Source organism: Mycobacterium malmoense (assembly GCF_019645855.1).
In the GTDB taxonomy this organism is placed as follows: Bacteria; Actinomycetota; Actinomycetes; order Mycobacteriales; family Mycobacteriaceae; genus Mycobacterium; species Mycobacterium malmoense.
The window spans coordinates 4872189-4888996 of sequence record NZ_CP080999.1 but is presented as its reverse complement, the minus strand read 5'-3'; the positions used below and the strand labels follow the sequence as shown (position 1 = coordinate 4888996).

At 63.9% G+C, this 16808-nt stretch carries 15 protein-coding genes; 11 read left to right on the top strand and 4 right to left on the bottom strand.

The window, feature by feature from the left end:
* Positions 1 to 49 precede the first annotated feature (49 nt).
* A complete protein-coding gene (locus K3U93_RS22565; protein ID WP_083013059.1) occupies positions 50 to 1072 on the top strand; it encodes an IS110 family RNA-guided transposase in 1023 nt (340 codons plus the stop codon).
* Positions 1073 to 1940: 868 nt separating this feature from the next.
* Positions 1941 to 3143 carry a hypothetical protein gene (locus tag K3U93_RS22560; protein ID WP_083013049.1) on the top strand — a complete coding sequence of 401 codons (1203 nt, stop codon included), beginning with the start codon at positions 1941 to 1943 and terminating at the stop codon, positions 3141 to 3143.
* A gap of 267 nt (positions 3144 to 3410) precedes the next feature.
* Here the strand turns inward: K3U93_RS22560 and K3U93_RS22555 are convergent, their stop codons facing one another.
* Positions 3411 to 3866, bottom strand: coding sequence for a nitroreductase family deazaflavin-dependent oxidoreductase (locus K3U93_RS22555; RefSeq protein WP_071513120.1), 456 nt, complete (start codon positions 3864 to 3866; stop codon positions 3411 to 3413).
* 423 nt (positions 3867 to 4289) lie between these two features.
* Between K3U93_RS22555 and K3U93_RS22550 the strand changes: the two genes are divergently transcribed.
* Together K3U93_RS22550 and K3U93_RS22545 are read left to right on the top strand one after the other, a co-directional pair.
* A complete protein-coding gene (locus K3U93_RS22550) occupies positions 4290 to 5312 on the top strand; it encodes an IS110 family RNA-guided transposase (protein WP_083013059.1) in 1023 nt (340 codons plus the stop codon).
* Positions 5313 to 6198: 886 nt separating this feature from the next.
* Positions 6199 to 7428, top strand: coding sequence for a hypothetical protein (locus tag K3U93_RS22545; RefSeq protein WP_083011744.1), 1230 nt, complete (start codon positions 6199 to 6201; stop codon positions 7426 to 7428).
* Positions 7429 to 7666: 238 nt separating this feature from the next.
* On the opposite strand, the gene K3U93_RS22540 is transcribed toward K3U93_RS22545, so the two are convergent.
* From K3U93_RS22540 to K3U93_RS22530, 3 genes are read right to left on the bottom strand one after another with little or no spacing between them, the layout of a single operon-like run.
* Positions 7667 to 8113: a nitroreductase family deazaflavin-dependent oxidoreductase gene (locus tag K3U93_RS22540; RefSeq protein ID WP_083011746.1), complete on the bottom strand. Its 447-nt coding sequence runs from the start codon at positions 8111 to 8113 to the stop codon at positions 7667 to 7669.
* 12 nt (positions 8114 to 8125) lie between these two features.
* Complete coding sequence (locus K3U93_RS22535; protein ID WP_071513122.1) at positions 8126 to 8512, bottom strand: DUF8021 domain-containing protein; 387 nt, start codon at positions 8510 to 8512, stop codon at positions 8126 to 8128.
* A 7-nt stretch (positions 8513 to 8519) separates the two neighbouring features.
* On the bottom strand, positions 8520 to 9695 hold the full coding sequence (locus K3U93_RS22530; protein WP_083011748.1) for a steroid 3-ketoacyl-CoA thiolase: 1176 nt from the start codon (positions 9693 to 9695) through the stop codon (positions 8520 to 8522).
* A gap of 157 nt (positions 9696 to 9852) precedes the next feature.
* On the opposite strand from K3U93_RS22530, the gene K3U93_RS22525 reads away from it, so the two are divergent.
* From K3U93_RS22525 to K3U93_RS22495, 7 genes are all read left to right on the top strand, one after another.
* Entirely contained in the window at positions 9853 to 11106 is a 1254-nt protein-coding gene (locus K3U93_RS22525) for a cytochrome P450 (RefSeq protein WP_083011751.1), read from the top strand.
* 17 nt (positions 11107 to 11123) lie between these two features.
* Positions 11124 to 12137: an acyl-CoA dehydrogenase family protein gene (locus tag K3U93_RS22520; RefSeq protein ID WP_083011753.1), complete on the top strand. Its 1014-nt coding sequence runs from the start codon at positions 11124 to 11126 to the stop codon at positions 12135 to 12137.
* Entirely contained in the window at positions 12122 to 13285 is a 1164-nt protein-coding gene (gene fadE29 / locus K3U93_RS22515; protein WP_083011756.1) for an acyl-CoA dehydrogenase FadE29, read from the top strand. The genes K3U93_RS22520 and fadE29 overlap by 16 nt, the downstream gene beginning before the upstream one ends.
* Positions 13282 to 14229: a bifunctional MaoC family dehydratase N-terminal/OB-fold nucleic acid binding domain-containing protein gene (locus K3U93_RS22510; RefSeq protein WP_083011758.1), complete on the top strand. Its 948-nt coding sequence runs from the start codon at positions 13282 to 13284 to the stop codon at positions 14227 to 14229. The genes fadE29 and K3U93_RS22510 overlap by 4 nt, the downstream gene beginning before the upstream one ends.
* A complete protein-coding gene (locus K3U93_RS22505; protein WP_083011760.1) occupies positions 14226 to 14627 on the top strand; it encodes a MaoC family dehydratase in 402 nt (133 codons plus the stop codon). Before K3U93_RS22510 ends, K3U93_RS22505 begins: the two co-directional genes overlap by 4 nt.
* Entirely contained in the window at positions 14627 to 15796 is a 1170-nt protein-coding gene (gene ltp2, locus K3U93_RS22500) for a 17-hydroxy-3-oxo-4-pregnene-20-carboxyl-CoA lyase (RefSeq protein ID WP_083011762.1), read from the top strand. The genes K3U93_RS22505 and ltp2 overlap by 1 nt, the downstream gene beginning before the upstream one ends.
* 162 nt (positions 15797 to 15958) lie before the next feature.
* Positions 15959 to 16804 carry a type IV toxin-antitoxin system AbiEi family antitoxin gene (locus K3U93_RS22495; protein WP_071513130.1) on the top strand — a complete coding sequence of 282 codons (846 nt, stop codon included), beginning with the start codon at positions 15959 to 15961 and terminating at the stop codon, positions 16802 to 16804.
* Positions 16805 to 16808 lie beyond the last annotated feature (4 nt).

Sequence of the window (16808 nt, the reverse complement as noted above, 5' to 3'; positions counted from 1 at the left end):
CGGCGGATGCTGGGGGTGCTCACTTTCCACGAAGTAAGGGAGGCCCCTAATGAGTGAGTATGACGGAAAACAGTTCGTCGGGATTGATCTGCATCGTCAACGTTCGGTGATTGTCCGCCAAACCGATACTGGCGAGCAGCTCTCGGTGGTTCGGATCGTCAACGATCCCGTGGTGTTGGGGCTAGAGATCGAGCGGGCCGGATCGAGCCCGGAGGTGGTGCTCGAAGCGACCTACGGTTGGTATTGGGCAGTCGATGTCCTTCAGGCGGCCGGCGCGAGCGTGCATTTAGCACATCCATTGGGTGTCAAGGGATTCCGTTATCGCCGAGTAAAAAACGACGTGCGCGATGCTAATGATCTGGCGGATCTGCTGCGGATGAACCGGTTACCGGAGGCATGGATCGCGCCGCCGGCGACGCGGGAGCTGCGTGAGCTGGTCCGTTACCGCGCCAAGCTGGTGGCGCTGCGGTCGGGTTTGAAAGCCCAGGTGCACGCCGTGCTCGCTAAGGCCGGGGTGTTGATCGTGGCCTCGGACCTGTTCGGCATGACTGCCCGCAAGCACCTAGAACGCACACCATTGTCCGGTGTGTACGCCCAGAAGGTGGCCTCGCTGCTGCACCTGATCGACATGTTCGATGCCGAGGAGCAAGCCCTGGCAGCCCGCATCGCCACCGAATTGCGTCGCCACGACGGTTACCATGCGATCCAAGCGTTGCCCGGTGTCGGGCCGGTCTTGGCGGCCATCTTTGTCGCCGAGATCGGCGACGTGCACCGATTCCCCGATCCTGATCGACTATGTTGCTGGGCGGGGCTGACACCACGTCACTACGAGTCTGACACCGTGGTCCATCGCGGGCATATCACCAAACAGGGATCCAAGCTGGTGCGTTGGGCGGCCGTCGAGGCGATTCAACGCAAGACCACGGCGAAGATCACCGCCGACAAAGACCGGATCGCGGCCCGGCGCGGAAAAAACATCGCCAAGATCGCCGCGGCTCGCAAGCTGCTCACCCTGGTCTATTACGGCCTGCGTGACGAACGTATCCGTGCACTGGCCAAGGACGCAGCGTGAGCCCTGGACACGGTATACGCGTGGTCGCCGCAGTCTGGCCTCCCCTCGGGGCGTGGCCGTCACGTTGATTGACCCCGCATACCGCGAGCCGCACCGCTCCATGCCACTGGCGAAGGGATGACCGGCAGCCGGGGAAAAATTCGGCCCTGCCGCCCGCGATTCGCATCGCACTGGAGACGGGACGCTTCACCCCACAACACCATAGGGACCCGCCGTTTCGGTTTCTGGGCCAAGTCTGCGCTGAAGCGCGTCGCGGTCAAGACCGTTCGTCCTCGCTACGCTGCGGGCGCTCCGTCTTGACCGCGCCCCTTATTCAGCGCTGCCCGCACAGACCCCGAAAACGGACAAAACAGCAGCACGACACACTTGACACAACCCCACCCCTTCAGGGATGACTCTGCGCTGACCAGGCTCTCTACTCGCACTTTTGTCTGGTGGGCGCAGAGTCATCAACGTTAACTTAGCCGCTGGCCGGGCCGCGCCAACTAGGCGCCATGCCCTGGCCGCCGCCACACTTTTGTCGCCATGCATGGTCGGATGGCCGGGAGTGACGTCGATGATGGCGTGGCGCTCTTTGTTCGTGACGTGTAGGCCCCTGTGGTGGGGGTTTGCTGGGGGCACCGTATGGGTATGGCAAATCTGTGTCGAGTATTGTCCGGTGGTAGTTGCGGTCTGAACTAAAATTCGGGGGGGGGGTAACTCCAGGCTATCAAAAATGTTCGCAAGCACTCATTACTTTATCGAGTATAGTTTGCGCAGGCCGATGTTTGCGGGGCGAACTTGGCCAATCTCGCCCGAACTCACCCGAAACTCAGGTTGTTCTCAGCTACCTTCTGACCATCCGAATTCGACAACCGATTTTAAGGAGATGGTCGTGGATCTCGCAGCCCGCCCCCACATCACCGCTGGCATCGCCCTGGCCAGCGCCGTCGCCATTACCGCAGGCCCGACGGCCCAGCACCTACCCGACCTTCACCTGGCCCAACAGCTATCCCGGGTGAGCGTGTCAGGCATCAACCTCACCGATGCCAGCAGCGCGCTGGACCTGTTCGCTGGCGTGGAAAACGAGCTCGCCTCCCTCGCGAGCGGAGCAGCCGCAGCCTCTCTGCCCGCTCCCCCGACCGGACTGCCTCTCCCCATCCAGACTTGGGTTAATACTTTCGCGTCGGCGGGCACCAACCTGCAGACAATTCTTAATACCTGGAGCAAGCTTCCCTTCCCGGTCGCCCAGCAGGTTGCCGCCAACTGGTTGTACTACGCAGACACCTACGTTGGGTCGTTCCAAAACTTCGCGAACGCCGCTGTCAAATACTTCGGGGCGGGTGGCACATTTTGGACATCTCTTCAAAGGGCTGCCACCGACTTCCAGACCGGGAAAATCACCACCGGGTTTGGCGTGCTGTACAACACCCTGTTTCAAACTCCAGCGCTCGATCTTGGAACGCCGCTTCAAGCGATTCTGAAGACGATCCCCGTCGACATCACGCAGAATCTCGCGAACGCAACTAAATATTTGAATGTAACCGGTGTTACGCAGGTCATTAATTATGGCGTTCTGGGCATACCTGGCCAAATGGAGCAGGCGCTCGGTAGCAGTCTTCAAGCCGTGTACAACTCATGGACCGCCGGGGACCCCGTGGGACTGCTGACCAGTCTGGCCAATGCCCCTGGCGCATTGACGAATGCGGCTCTCAACGGGGTGAACGGTCAGTACGGCTTGCTCAGCCCCGCCTATACTCTGTCGAAATTTTTTCCACCGGAGCACACTGGCGTGCTCGACGTGGTGTTGAACTATCTTGGGCCTAATCTCGCGAACGCAATCGCTAGTCCCGGCGCACAACCTATCGCCAATGGCGGTAGTCTCGCGACCGCATTCCAGACCTTCGTGAACCAATTGGTCACGGGGTGGCCGTCCCTGAGTAATGTCAGCGGGCTCGTTAGCAACCTTGGCGGTCAACTGACAGCAATCCTGCAAAATGTTCCGTCCTTCCTGTCGAATCTCCCATCGATGTTGGGCAGCTTTGCGGGCCAGATCGGGACGTTGCTCATCAACCTGCTCAAGCTGCTGTGAGTCCGGCGGAGGTCGCCGATGCGAGCCGGTGACCACCAACGGTGATGGCCCCCTCTGCAAGGAGGGGGCTATCGTTTCACCATGACACCGGTGTTGAGGCGAAACCGGCTTTCTCCGTTGGCTTTTAGTGATCCCATTGCGGGACTTTTAGCATTCGTGCGGATTACGTAGCCGGCTCAGCCGCGCTGGATGTCGTGCCGTCATGCGGGACGTGTGAAACACCTTGAACGGCAAGGCCACCGCCGCATGGCGCCCGGGTAGGTCGACTTATGGTTCGCAGATGACGATCGGAATCGTCCGGTCGGTCCAGGACTGGTAGTCCTCGTAGGAGGGGTACATGTCCACCAACCGCGGCCAGTACTTAGCGCGCTCGTCGTCGGTGGCGTCCCGCGCGGTCAGGTCGAGCACTTCTTTCTTGATCTGCACCTGCACCTTGGGATTGGCCTTGAGGTTGAGGTACCATTGCGGGTTCTTCGCCGCACCACCCTTCGATGCCGCGACGATCACCCGATCACCGTCGCGCAGAAAATACAGCGGGCTCACTCGGGGCTCGCCGGACTTGCGGCCGGTGGTGATCAGCAGGGCCACGGGAATCTTCTGGAAGGTGCCACCCAGGCCCTCTCCGCCGTTACGCCGGTACATGAACGTGTTGATGCGCGACATCCACTTGAGCAGGAAGTCGGTGTACGGCGCGTTCAGAAACCGCGGCGGTGATTTCGGCATGACGACATCCTAAAGCCAGCTCAGCGCTGAATGAAGGGATGGACGCAAACCCTAACGTGCTGGATTTCGGCTTTCCCGCTTGGGCTTTCGGCGGGGATCACGAAGGTCTCGTCGATCCGCGCGGCTGGCCGCCGACCGAGCATCTTGGTCGACACGTCGTACGCGGCAGGACTTACAGTCTGAACCGCAGCGCAGGCTTGGATCGGGAAGAATGCCCGCCAGTATGCCCGGAGAGACGAGCAGGCACGTGGGCCCAGCCATGGACTGTGCGAGCTGGCGCACCGCGATATGCCGATCCAATAGCCTGGGAGGCGTTGCTTGTCGTCGGCGTTGATGCGATGAAGGGGCGGGGCCTCCGCTCCCCGTGACGTTCCCGGCGGATGCTGGGGGTGCTCACTTTCCACGAAGTAAGGGAGGCCCCTAATGAGTGAGTATGACGGAAAACAGTTCGTCGGGATTGATCTGCATCGTCAACGTTCGGTGATTGTCCGCCAAACCGATACTGGCGAGCAGCTCTCGGTGGTTCGGATCGTCAACGATCCCGTGGTGTTGGGGCTAGAGATCGAGCGGGCCGGATCGAGCCCGGAGGTGGTGCTCGAAGCGACCTACGGTTGGTATTGGGCAGTCGATGTCCTTCAGGCGGCCGGCGCGAGCGTGCATTTAGCACATCCATTGGGTGTCAAGGGATTCCGTTATCGCCGAGTAAAAAACGACGTGCGCGATGCTAATGATCTGGCGGATCTGCTGCGGATGAACCGGTTACCGGAGGCATGGATCGCGCCGCCGGCGACGCGGGAGCTGCGTGAGCTGGTCCGTTACCGCGCCAAGCTGGTGGCGCTGCGGTCGGGTTTGAAAGCCCAGGTGCACGCCGTGCTCGCTAAGGCCGGGGTGTTGATCGTGGCCTCGGACCTGTTCGGCATGACTGCCCGCAAGCACCTAGAACGCACACCATTGTCCGGTGTGTACGCCCAGAAGGTGGCCTCGCTGCTGCACCTGATCGACATGTTCGATGCCGAGGAGCAAGCCCTGGCAGCCCGCATCGCCACCGAATTGCGTCGCCACGACGGTTACCATGCGATCCAAGCGTTGCCCGGTGTCGGGCCGGTCTTGGCGGCCATCTTTGTCGCCGAGATCGGCGACGTGCACCGATTCCCCGATCCTGATCGACTATGTTGCTGGGCGGGGCTGACACCACGTCACTACGAGTCTGACACCGTGGTCCATCGCGGGCATATCACCAAACAGGGATCCAAGCTGGTGCGTTGGGCGGCCGTCGAGGCGATTCAACGCAAGACCACGGCGAAGATCACCGCCGACAAAGACCGGATCGCGGCCCGGCGCGGAAAAAACATCGCCAAGATCGCCGCGGCTCGCAAGCTGCTCACCCTGGTCTATTACGGCCTGCGTGACGAACGTATCCGTGCACTGGCCAAGGACGCAGCGTGAGCCCTGGACACGGTATACGCGTGGTCGCCGCAGAGTCTGGCCTCCCCTCGGGGCGTGGCCGTCACGTTGATTGACCCCGCATACCGCGAGCCGCACCGCTCCATGCCACTGGCGAAGGGATGACCGGCAGCCGGGGAAAAATTCGGCCCTGCCGCCCGCGATTCGCATCGCACTGGAGACGGGACGCTTCACCCCACAACACCATAGGGACCCGCCGTTTCGGTTTCTGGGCCAAGTCTGCGCTGAAGCGCGTCGCGGTCAAGACCGTTCGTCCTCGCTACGCTGCGGGCGCTCCGTCTTGACCGCGCCCCTTATTCAGCGCTGCCCGCACAGACCCCGAAAACGGACAAAACAGCAGCACGACACACTTGACACAACCCCACCCCTTCAGGGATGACTCTGCGCTGACCAGGCCGTCTACTCGCACTTATGCCTGGTGGGCGCAGAGTCAACGCCGACGACGCACATCGCGAATGACCCCGCGTGGCGGCGCACGCTTTGGTCGCCATGCGTTGATCGGGTGTGGCTGGGAGTGACGTCGGTGACGGGCGTTTGACGCGGAGTTTTCTTTCGCGACCTACATGAGCCTGGCGAGGGGTCTGGTAGGGCCCCTGTGGTGGGGGTTTGCTGGGGGCACCGCATGGATTTGGCAAACCTGTGTCGAGTATCGCCCGGTGATAGTTGCGGTCTGAACTAAAATTCGGGGGGGGGGGTAACTCCAGGCTATAAAAAATATCAGCGAACACCCATTACTTTATCAAGTAGAGTTTGCGCGGCTCGATGCTAACGAGACGAAATTAACCAACTTCGCCCGAACTCGCCCGAAACTCAGCTTGTTCTCAGCTACTTTCTGACCATCCGAATTTTGACTCACCGTTCAAAGGAGATGGTCGTGGACCTCGCAGCCCGCCCCCACATCACCGCCGGCATCGCCCTGGCCAGCGCGGCCGTCATTACCACAGGCTCGATGGTCCAGCACCTACCCGACCTTCACCTGCCCCAACAGCTATCCCGGGTGAGCGTGTCAGGCATCAATCTCGCCGACACCGCCAGCAGCATGATCGACCTGTTCGCCGGTGTAGAGAATGAACTCGCATCACTTGCAAGCGGAGCGGCCGCGAGCAGTGTGCCGGCCAGTCTCGTCGGCGGGGTCCTCAACCCTGCCGCGGCGTTTAATGATCCGCTGGCGGTCAACCCGATCCAGACGTGGGTTAACCTCTTCCAAAACGCTTCGACGAATGCGCAGTACCTTGGCAATCTGTTCATGCAGACGCCGTTCCCGGTCGCGCAGCAGGTTCTCGCGAACGGGTCGTACTACGGCACCGAATACGTTTCGGCATACCAAAAAGCCGCAAATGCCGCGGTGAATATGATCTTCGGAACTAGAAGCAGCTGGGGGCCACAACTTCAGACGGCGTGGTCGTTGCTTTTGAATGGTCAAGTTTCACAAGCGGTGGGTCAGTTGTATAACGTAGTTTGGGAGGACCCGTTCGTACTAGTCGGTGAACCGCTGGAAGGCATTCTGAAGATCCTGCCGCAAATGGCGACGAATTTGCAGAGTGGCCTCACCTACACGACTGGCGGCGCGCTTACCCTCTTCGGCCTCGAGGGCTTCCTCGGGGTGCCTAATGCAGTCCAGATAACGTTGGGCGCCAGTGGCCAGGCTATTTACAATGCGTGGGTCGCCGGGGACCCGCTAGGAGTGCTGACCAACGTGGCCGATGTGCCCGGTGAGGTGCTCAACGGGATGCTCAACGGCGCGTTGCAGGGCAAAACCATTAGTGGCGGAATACTGAGCAGCCCCGCCATTACCAATGGCAACGGTATCGGCTACTCACTGCTGAACAAGATCTTGCCGACCCTGGCGCAAGACATCGTCACTCCCAAGGCGCAGAACATCCTGGGCGGCGGCAGCCTGGCAGTTGCGTTCCAGAACTTCGCAAATCAGCTGATGAATGGCTGGCCATCGCTGAACAGCATCACTACCGCCATCAGCAATGGATTCACGCACACCCTGCCCGCACTCCTGCAGGGCATCCCCTCGCTAGTGAACCAGGCCGGAGGCTTTATCAGCAGCTTGGGGACGCTGCTCATCAACCTCCTCCGGTTGCTCTGAGTCCGGTGGAGGTCGCCGATGCGAGCCGGTGACCACCAACAACGATGGCCCCCTCTGCAAGGAGGGGGCCATCGTTTCACCCACACCGAAGTTGGGGTGAAATCGTCTATGTTCGCTGCCTTTTGGCAAACACGTTGCGGGACTTCACCGTTCGTCCGGGTCGCGCAGTCGGCCAGGTTGTGCCGTCATGAAAGACACGTGAAACACCCTGAACGACAAGGCCCTCCGTCGGCGTAGCTCAGGGCTCGCAGATCACGATCGGGATCACCCGATCGGTCCACGACTGGTAGTCCTCGAATGAGGGATACATGGCCACCAACTTCGGCCAGTACTTAGCACGCTCTTCGGCGGTGGCGTCACGCGCCCGCAACTGCAGCACCTCGCCTTTGATCTGCACAGACACTTTCGGGTCTGCCTTGAGGTTGAGATACCACAACGGGTTCTTCTCGCGGCCGCCCTGGGATGCGACCAGAATCACCCGGTCGCCCTCGCGCAGGTAAAGCAGCGGGCTCAGCCGCGGTTCACCGGTCTTGCGGCCGGTTGTAGTTAGGAGCGCGACCGGACGCTTCTGGAAAGTACCGCCGAGCTTTCCGTTGCTGCGCCGGTAGAGCCAAGTATTGGCCCGGGACATCCACTTGATGAAGAAGCCAACCCAGGGCGCATTCAATGTGCGTGGTTTTTCCATTGTGTCTCGGCCTTAGCGCTGAATGAAGGGGTGGAAGCGAACCGTGATGTGGTGGATTTCGGCCTTCCCGCTTGGGCTTTCGGCGGGAATCACGAAGGTCTCGTCGACCCGCGCGGCCAGCCGCCGGCCGCCGAACGCCGCCTTGGTCAGCACGTCGTACACCGCGCGCACCTCGTCGCCGACGATGCGATAGTCCGGCGGCGTGGTGTCGCCGATGATCCGGTACTGGGGCCCGCGATTGAGGCTGCGCCGCAGGTGATTTCCGGAAAACCCGTTCTTGACCCCCTGCTCGATGCGGGTGCACCGGGCCGCAAACGGAACGGCATCGCCGTCATGGCTGACGAGCGCGTCAATGTAGGCCTGCGCCGCGGCGATGCGGCTCTCTTCGGAGACGACCACCGAGGGACTAAATCCGCTCGATGATGGTCCCGGTGGACAGGGCGCCGCCCGCGCACATGGTGATCAGCGCGGTGCTCTGGTCGGTTCGCTCCAGCTCGTGCAAAGCGGTGGTAATCAGCCGGCTGCCGGTGCAGCCCACCGGGTGGCCCAGCGCGATCGCGCCGCCGTTGACGTTCACCCTGGCCATGTCGGGCTCGTGCACCCGCGCCCACGACAGCACCACGGATGCGAACGCCTCGTTGATCTCGGTGAGGTCGATGTCGCCGATCTTCATCCCGGCCTTCTCCAGCACCTTCGCCGTCGACTGCACCGGACCGTCCAGGTGGTAGTAGGGCTCCGCGCCGACGTTGGCCTGGCTGACGATCCGCGCGCGCGGCCTTAAGCCCAGCGCCCTGGCCTTGTCCTCGTCCATCCACAGCACCGCGGCCGCACCGTCGGAGATCTGCGACGACGTGCCCGCCGTGTGGATCCCGCCCTCGATGACCGGCTTGAGCTGGCTCAACCCCTCCAGCGTGGTGTCCCGCAGGCCCTGATCGCGGGTCACGGGCGCCCGCTCGGAGGTCGGTCGCTTGTTCTCGTCGAGCACCGGCGCCACGATCGGGGAGATCTCGCGATCGAAGCGACCCTCGTCCCACGCCCGCTTGGCGCGCAGCTGCGACTCCAGCCCAAAGGCGTCGATGTCCTCGCGGGTGATGCCGCGACGCTTGGCGATCCGCTCGGCGGCGGTGAACTGGTCGGGCAAATCGATGTCCCACGACTCGGCGCGGATGGCCGCGCGGTCCGGACCGGCGTTGGCGCCCAGGCCGACCCGGCTCATCGCCTCGATGCCGCAGGCGATGCCGATGTCGATGGCGCCGATGGCGATCAACCCGGCGATCAGGTGGTTGGCCTGCTGCCCGCTGCCGCACTGACAGTCCACCGTCGTGGCGCCGACGTGGTCGGGCAGGCCCGCGGTCAGCCACGCGACGCGGCTGATGTTGTTGGACTGCTCGCCGTACTGCGTCACGCAGCCACCGATGACCTGCTCGACGTCGCCGGCGACAAAGCCGCTATCCAGGCCGGCCTTCTCCACCAGTGCCTTCTGCACCGCGCCCAGCAGCTCGGTGGCGTGCAGTCCTGACAGCCATCCGTTGCGTTTGCCAATCGGGCTGCGGGTGGCTTCGACGATTACCGGGTTACCCATGTGGCCAGGCTAGAACACGTTTCATTACTATGACAAGCGAGGATGCCTGAGCGCCTTTTGTCTGCGGTGGAGGCATGTTTTACTGGCACCAGAGCATCACTAGGACAGCTAGTGTCCTGGGATCGCAGGTCATCGAGGACTGTAAGGAGAAGTAACCGTGCCCAGCCCCAATCTTCCGCCCGGGTTCGATTTCACCGACCCCGACATCTACGTTGAGCGGTTGCCGATCGAAGAATTTGCCGAGGTGCGAGCGACCGTGCCGATCTGGTGGAACGAACAGGCTCCAGGCGAAGGCGGCGGTTTCAACGACGGCGGCTTCTGGGCGATCACCAAACTCAACGACGTCAAGGAGATATCGCGGCGCAGCGACGTCTTCTCCAGTTACGAGAACGGCGTGATCCCCCGCTTCAAGAACGACATCGCGCGCGAGGACATCGAGGTTCAGCGCTTCGTCATGCTCAACATGGACGCGCCGCACCACACTCGGCTGCGCAAGATCATCTCCCGCGGTTTCACACCGCGGGCCGTCGGCCGCCTGGAGGACGAACTGCGGCAGCGCGCGCAGAACATCGCCAAGACGGCCGCGACCGCCGGTTCCGGTGACTTCGTCGAGCAGGTGTCCTGCGAGCTGCCGCTGCAGGCGATCGCCGGTTTGCTCGGCGTGCCGCAGGAGGACCGCGACAAGCTGTTCCGCTGGTCGAACGAGATGACCGGCAATGACGACCCCGAGTACGCCGACACCGATCCCAAGGCCACGTCCGCGGAACTGATCATGTACGCGATGAAGATGGCCGAAGAGCGGGGCAAGAATCCGGGCGATGACATCGTGACCCAGCTGATCCAGGCCGACATCGACGGTGAAAAGCTCTCCGATGACGAGTTTGGCTTCTTCGTGGTGATGCTCGCGGTCGCCGGCAACGAGACCACCCGGAACTCCATCACGCAGGGAATGATGGCGTTTGCCGACTTCCCCGACCAGTGGGAGCTCTACAAGAAGGAGCGCCCAGGGACCGCTGCCGACGAGATCGTCCGCTGGGCCACCCCGGTCACCTGTTTCCAGCGCACCGCGCTGGAGGACTACGAGTTGTCCGGTGTGCAGATCAAGAAGGGCCAGCGGGTGATCATGTTCTACCGGTCGGCCAACTTCGACGAAGAGATCTTCGAGGATCCCTACACCTTTAACATCTTGCGGGATCCCAACCCGCACGTCGGTTTCGGCGGCACCGGTGCGCATTACTGCATCGGCGCCAACCTGGCCCGCATGACGATCAACCTGATCTTCAACGCCGTGGCCGATCACATGCCGGACCTCACGCCGATCTCGAAGCCCGAGCGGCTGCGGTCGGGCTGGCTCAACGGCATCAAGCACTGGCAGGTCGACTACACCGGCCAGTGCCCAGTGGCGCATTGATGGATTCAACAGCGACGATGGATTTCAATCTCACCGCGACACAACAGGCCGTCGCCGACGTGGTCACGTCCGTGCTGGACCGGGATACCTCGTGGACGGCTTTGGTCGACGGCGGTGTGACGGCGCTGCCGGTGCCCGAACGCCTCGGCGGCGACGGCGTGGGCCTGCCCGAGGTCGCGACGGTGCTGACCGAAGTGGGTCGCCACGGCGCCATCACGCCCGCACTGGCCACACTGGGCCTTGGCGTGGTGCCGCTGCTCGACCTGGCCTCCGATGAACAACAGGACCGTTTCCTGGGCGGGGTCTCCGAGGGCGGGGTGTTGACCGCGGCGCTCAACGAACCCGGCGCGGCGCTGCCCGACCGGCCCGCCACCACCTTCACCGACGGGCGGTTGTCGGGCACCAAAATCGGTGTCGCCTATGCGGGACAAGCGGATTGGATGGTCGTCACCGCCGACAGTGCCGTCGTGGTGGTATCGCCCAAGGCCGACGGTGTGCAGCTGGTCCCCACGCCGACGTCGAACGGTTCCGACGAGTACACGGTCACGTTCGCCGATGTTGCCGTCGCCGACGTGCTGGCCGGTGCCACTGCACACCGGGTCAACCAGCTCGCGCTGGCGGCGATGGGTGCCTACGCCGACGGGTTGGTGGCCGGGGCGCTGCGGCTGACCGCCGACTATGTGGCCAACCGCAAGCAATTCGGCAAGCCGTTGTCCACCTTCCAGACCGTGGCCGCGCAGCTCTCCGAGGTCTACATCGCCTCGCGCACCATCGATTTGGCGGCGAAGTCGGTGGTGTGGCGGCTGTCAGAAGGGCGGGACGCCGATGACGACCTGGACGTCCTCGGGTACTGGGTGGCGTCGCAGGCGCCGCCGGTGATGCAGACCTGCCATCATCTGCACGGCGGCATGGGGATGGACATCACGTATCCCATGCACCGGTACTACTCCACGATCAAGGACCTGACCCGGCTGCTGGGCGGCCCGTCGCTGCGACTCGACCTGGTGGGAGCGCAATGTTCATCGACCTGACCCCGGAGCAGCGCCAGCTGCAAGCCGAGTTACGGCAATACTTTTCGAATCTGATCTCGTCCGACGAGATGAAGGCGATGGAGGAGGACCGCCACAACGAGGCGTACCGCGCCGTGATCCGGCGGATGGGCCGGGACGGCAAGCTCGGTGTCGGGTGGCCAAAGGAGTTCGGCGGCCTCGGTTTCGGTCCGATCGAGCAGCAGATCTTCGTCAACGAGGCCCACCGGGCCGACGTGCCGTTGCCGGCCGTGACCCTGCAGACGGTGGGGCCCACGCTGCAGGTCTACGGCAGCGAGCTGCAGAAGAAGAAGTTCCTGCCGGCGATCCTGGCCGGCGAGTTGCACTTCGCGATCGGCTACACCGAGCCGGAGGCCGGCACCGACCTGGCGTCGTTGCGCACCACCGCCGTGCGTCAGGGCGACGAGTACATCGTCAACGGGCAGAAGATCTTCACCACCGGCGCCCACGACGCCGACTACATCTGGCTGGCCTGCCGCACCGACCCGGAAGCCGTGAAGCACAAAGGCATTTCGATCCTGATCGTCGACACGAAGGACCCCGGCTACTCCTGGACGCCGATCATCCTGTCCGACGGCGCCCACCACACCAACGCCACCTACTACAACGACGTGCGGGTGCCGGCCGACATGCTGGTCGGCGAGGAGAACGGCGGATGGCGGCTGATCACCACCCAGCTCAACAACGAGCGGGTGATGCTCGGTCCGGCGGGTCGGTTCGCCGCCATCTACGACCGGGTGCACGCCTGGGCGTCCAAGCCGGGCGGCGATGGCGTCACCCCGATCGACCACGACGACGTCAAGCGCGCGCTCGGCGAGATCCATGCGATGTGGCGGATCAACGAGTTGCTCAACTGGCAGGTGGCCGCGGCGGGTGAGGACATCAACGTGGCCGACGCCGCGTCGACGAAAGTCTTTGGCACCGAGCGTGTGCAGTACGTCGGCCGGCTCGCCGAGGAAGTCGTCGGCAGGTACGGTAACCCCGCCGAGCCGGACACCGCCGAGCTGCTCAACTGGCTGGACTCCCAGACCAAGCGCAACCTGGTGATCACCTTCGGTGGGGGCGTGAACGAAGTCATGCGCGAAATGATCGCGGCCTCAGGCCTCAAGGTGCCGCGGGTTCCTCGATGACCGACATCCAGGAAGCCCTCGCCGAGATCAAGGCGGCCGGTGGACCCAAGCCGCGCGCCGGCCGTGACCCGGTGAACCGGCCGACGATCAACAACTGGGTGGAGGCGATCGGCGATCGCAACCCCATCTACGTGGACGAGGCCGCGGCCCGCGCCGCCGGACATCCGGGAATCGTCGCCCCGCCGGCGATGATTCAGGTGTGGACGATGTTCGGCCTGGGCGGGGAGCGCCCCAAGGACGATCCGATGGGGCCCATCATGCAGCTGTTCGACGACGCCGGCTATGTCGGCGTCGTCGCCACCAACTGCGAGCAGACGTACCACCGTTACCTGCGGCCCGGCGAGCAGGTCAGCATCACCTCCGAGATGGGCGACATCGTCGGGCCCAAGCAGACCGCGCTCGGGGAAGGCTTCTTCGTCAACCAGCACATCGTCTGGCGGGTCGGTGACGAGGATGTCGCCGAGATGAACTGGCGCATCCTCAAATTCAAGCCGCGCGAGTCTTCTGGCCCGGCCGTGCCCGCCGACCTGGACCCCGACGCCATGATGCGCCCGTCGTCGTCGCGGGACACCGCGTTCTTCTGGGACGGCGTCAAGGCGCACGAACTGCGGATTCAGCGCCGCCCCGACGGCAGCCTGCAGCACCCGCCGGTGCCGGCGGTGTGGCAGGACAAAACCGAGCCGATCGACTATGTGGTGGCCGCAGGCAAGGGCACGGTGTTCAGCTTCGTGGTGCACCACGCGCCGAAGGTGCCCGGCCGCACGCTGCCCTTCGTCATCGCTTTGGTCGAGCTGGAGGAGGGTGTGCGGATGCTGGGCGAGCTGCGCGGGGCGGACCCGGCCGAGGTGAAGATCGGAATGCCCGTGCGCGCAACCTATATCGACTTCCCGGCCGGCGATGCCGGCCCGGAGTGGACCCTCTACGCATGGGAGCCCGACACATGAGCGCGCCCGTTGTGGACGTGGGCACGGTGCTGCCCGAGCTGAAGCTGTATGGAGATCCCACGTTCATCATCTCGACGGCCCTGGCCACCAGGGACTTTCAGGACGTCCACCACGACCGCGATTTGGCGCAGGCCAAGGGGTCGAAGGACATCTTCGTCAACATCCTCACCGACACTGGTCTGGTGCAGCGCTACGTCACCGACTGGGCCGGACCGTCGGCGCTCATCAAATCCATCGGCCTTCGGCTCGGGGTGCCGTGGTACGCCTACGACACGGTGACGTTCTCCGGCGAGGTAACCGCCGTGGGCGACGGACTGATCACCGTAAAGGTGGTGGGCCGCAACAGCCTTGGTGATCACGTCATCGCCACCGTGACGCTGACGATGGGGGATGCCTGATGTTGTCGGGTAAGGCTGCGATCGTCGGCATCGGTGCCACCGATTTCTCGAAGGACTCCGGCCGCAGCGAACTCCGGTTGGCGGCCGAGGCGGTGCTGGACGCCCTGGACGACGCCGGCCTGAGTCCGGCCGACGTCGACGGGCTGACCACCTTCACGATGGACACCAACACCGAAATCGCGGTCGCGCGCGCGGTGGGCATCGGCGAGCTGAAGTTCTTCTCCAAGATCCACTATGGCGGTGGCGCCGCGTGCGCGACCGTCCAGCAGGCGGCGGTGGCCGTCGCGACGGGAGTGGCCGACGTCGTGGTGGCATACCGGGCGTTCAACGAGCGCTCGGGGATGCGGTTCGGCCAGGTTCAGGCGCGGTTGGTGGGAGACGCTGGCGCCCAGGCCGATTCGACGGCCGCGGACAACTCCTTCTCGTATCCGCACGGCCTTTCCACGCCGGCGGCGCAGGTCGCCATGATCGCCCGGCGCTACATGCACCTGTCCGGCGCGACCAGCCGTGACTTCGGTGCGATCTCGGTGGCCGACCGCAAGCACGCCGCCAAGAACCCCAAGGCGTACTTCTACGAGAAGCCGATAACCATTGAGGATCACCAGAATTCGCGGTGGATCGCCGAGCCGCTGCGGCTGCTGGACTGCTGCCAGGAAACCGACGGCGCGGTCGCAATCGTGGTGACATCGGCGGAGCGCGCGCGGGACCTCAAGCATCGGCCGGCGGTCATCGAGGCGGCGTCGCAGGGTTCCAGCCCCGACCAGTACACGATGGTCAGCTACTACCGGCCCGAACTCGGCCTGCCCGAGATGGGCCTGGTGGGTCGGCAGCTCTGGGCGCAGTCCGGGCTGTCGCCGGCCGACATCCAAACCGCGGTCTTGTACGACCACTTCACGCCGTTCACCCTGATTCAGTTGGAGGAGTTGGGCTTCTGCGGCAAGGGCGAGGCCAAGGACTTCATCGCCGACGGCGCCATCGAGGTGGGCGGGCGGCTTCCCATCAACACGCACGGGGGTCAACTCGGCGAGGCCTACATCCACGGCATGAACGGCATCGCCGAGGGGGTTCGGCAACTGCGCGGCACCTCGGTGAACCCGGTGCCGAACGTGGAGCATGTGCTCGTCACCGCGGGCACCGGCGTGCCGACCTCCGGCCTGATCCTCGGCTGACCCGCGCCGGCCCGCGGCGACCCGCGCCGGCCCGCGCCGACCCGCGGCGCCGAGCGTCACGCCAGCGTGGCCGTCGGCGTCGAGCGTCACGCTGGGGTGACGCTGTGAATAGATGCCGCACGCTGACGTGACGCTTGGCGCGACTCGTGGAACGCTGCCGGCATGGCGGAGCCATTCATCGGTAGTGAGGCCGTCGCGAGCGGAGACGTTGTCAAGAGCGCGCTGCGGACTCGCTATACCAAGTTGTTCCGGGACGTGTACGTCATCCCCGGACTCGAGAGAAGTCCGCTCGTGCGGGCGAGGGCGGGATGGCTCTGGTCGCGACGGCGAGGCATTGTCGCGGGACTCTCGGCCTCAGCGTTGTATGGCTCCAAGTGGATCGACCCTTCCGCTCCGCTCGAGATCCTGCACACAAATCGAAACCCGCTGCCGGGCATACGAGTTCGCGGGAACAGCATTGACGATGATGAGGTCGTGTTGATTGAAGGTATACCGGTGACGACCCCGGCGCGGACGGCGCTCGATTTGGCGTGCTGGTATCCCAGGGACGAAGCGGTGGCGGCTATCGATGCTCTACTGGCGGCCGCGGACGTGAAGATAGCGGAGGTCGAGCTCCTCTTTGAGCGGTATCCCGGGCGGCGTGGAATTCGTGGCGCGCGCAAGGCGGTCGTGTTGGCGGACGGCGGATCGCAGTCGCCAAAGGAGACGTGGCTTCGATTGTTGCTGATTGACGCGGGCTTTCCGCGGCCGCAGACACAGATTCGCGTCTATGACGAGTTTGGCGAGGCCTTCGCGTATCTCGACATGGGTTGGGAAGAACTGAAAGTCTCGGCCGAGTACGACGGCGAGCAGCACCGAACCGATGGATGGCAATACAGGTGGGATATTCGGCGACGAGAAAAGCTCGACCGGCTCGGCTGGATCGTGATCCGGGTGGTCGCGGGGGATCGGCCCGCCGAGATCGTTAGCCGCGTTCGCGCCGCATGGGCTCGCCGAGCGTCACGCTAGCGTG

Bases quoted from the DNA above. Each gene is read 5' to 3' on its own strand.
- ltp2 (WP_083011762.1), top strand. From the start codon at position 14,627: ATGTTGTCGGGTAAGGCTGCGATCGTCGGCATCGGTGCCACCGATTTC.
- K3U93_RS22530 (WP_083011748.1), bottom strand. From the start codon at position 9,695: ATGGGTAACCCGGTAATCGTCGAAGCCACCCGCAGCCCGATTGGCAAA.
- K3U93_RS22555 (WP_071513120.1), bottom strand. From the start codon at position 3,866: ATGCCGAAATCACCGCCGCGGTTTCTGAACGCGCCGTACACCGACTTC.
- K3U93_RS22540 (WP_083011746.1), bottom strand. From the start codon at position 8,113: ATGGAAAAACCACGCACATTGAATGCGCCCTGGGTTGGCTTCTTCATC.
- K3U93_RS22565 (WP_083013059.1), top strand. From the start codon at position 50: ATGAGTGAGTATGACGGAAAACAGTTCGTCGGGATTGATCTGCATCGT.
- K3U93_RS22545 (WP_083011744.1), top strand. From the start codon at position 6,199: ATGGTCGTGGACCTCGCAGCCCGCCCCCACATCACCGCCGGCATCGCC.
- fadE29 (WP_083011756.1), top strand. From the start codon at position 12,122: ATGTTCATCGACCTGACCCCGGAGCAGCGCCAGCTGCAAGCCGAGTTA.
- K3U93_RS22495 (WP_071513130.1), top strand. From the start codon at position 15,959: ATGGCGGAGCCATTCATCGGTAGTGAGGCCGTCGCGAGCGGAGACGTT.
- K3U93_RS22550 (WP_083013059.1), top strand. From the start codon at position 4,290: ATGAGTGAGTATGACGGAAAACAGTTCGTCGGGATTGATCTGCATCGT.
- K3U93_RS22520 (WP_083011753.1), top strand. From the start codon at position 11,124: ATGGATTTCAATCTCACCGCGACACAACAGGCCGTCGCCGACGTGGTC.
- K3U93_RS22510 (WP_083011758.1), top strand. From the start codon at position 13,282: ATGACCGACATCCAGGAAGCCCTCGCCGAGATCAAGGCGGCCGGTGGA.
- K3U93_RS22560 (WP_083013049.1), top strand. From the start codon at position 1,941: ATGGTCGTGGATCTCGCAGCCCGCCCCCACATCACCGCTGGCATCGCC.
- K3U93_RS22505 (WP_083011760.1), top strand. From the start codon at position 14,226: ATGAGCGCGCCCGTTGTGGACGTGGGCACGGTGCTGCCCGAGCTGAAG.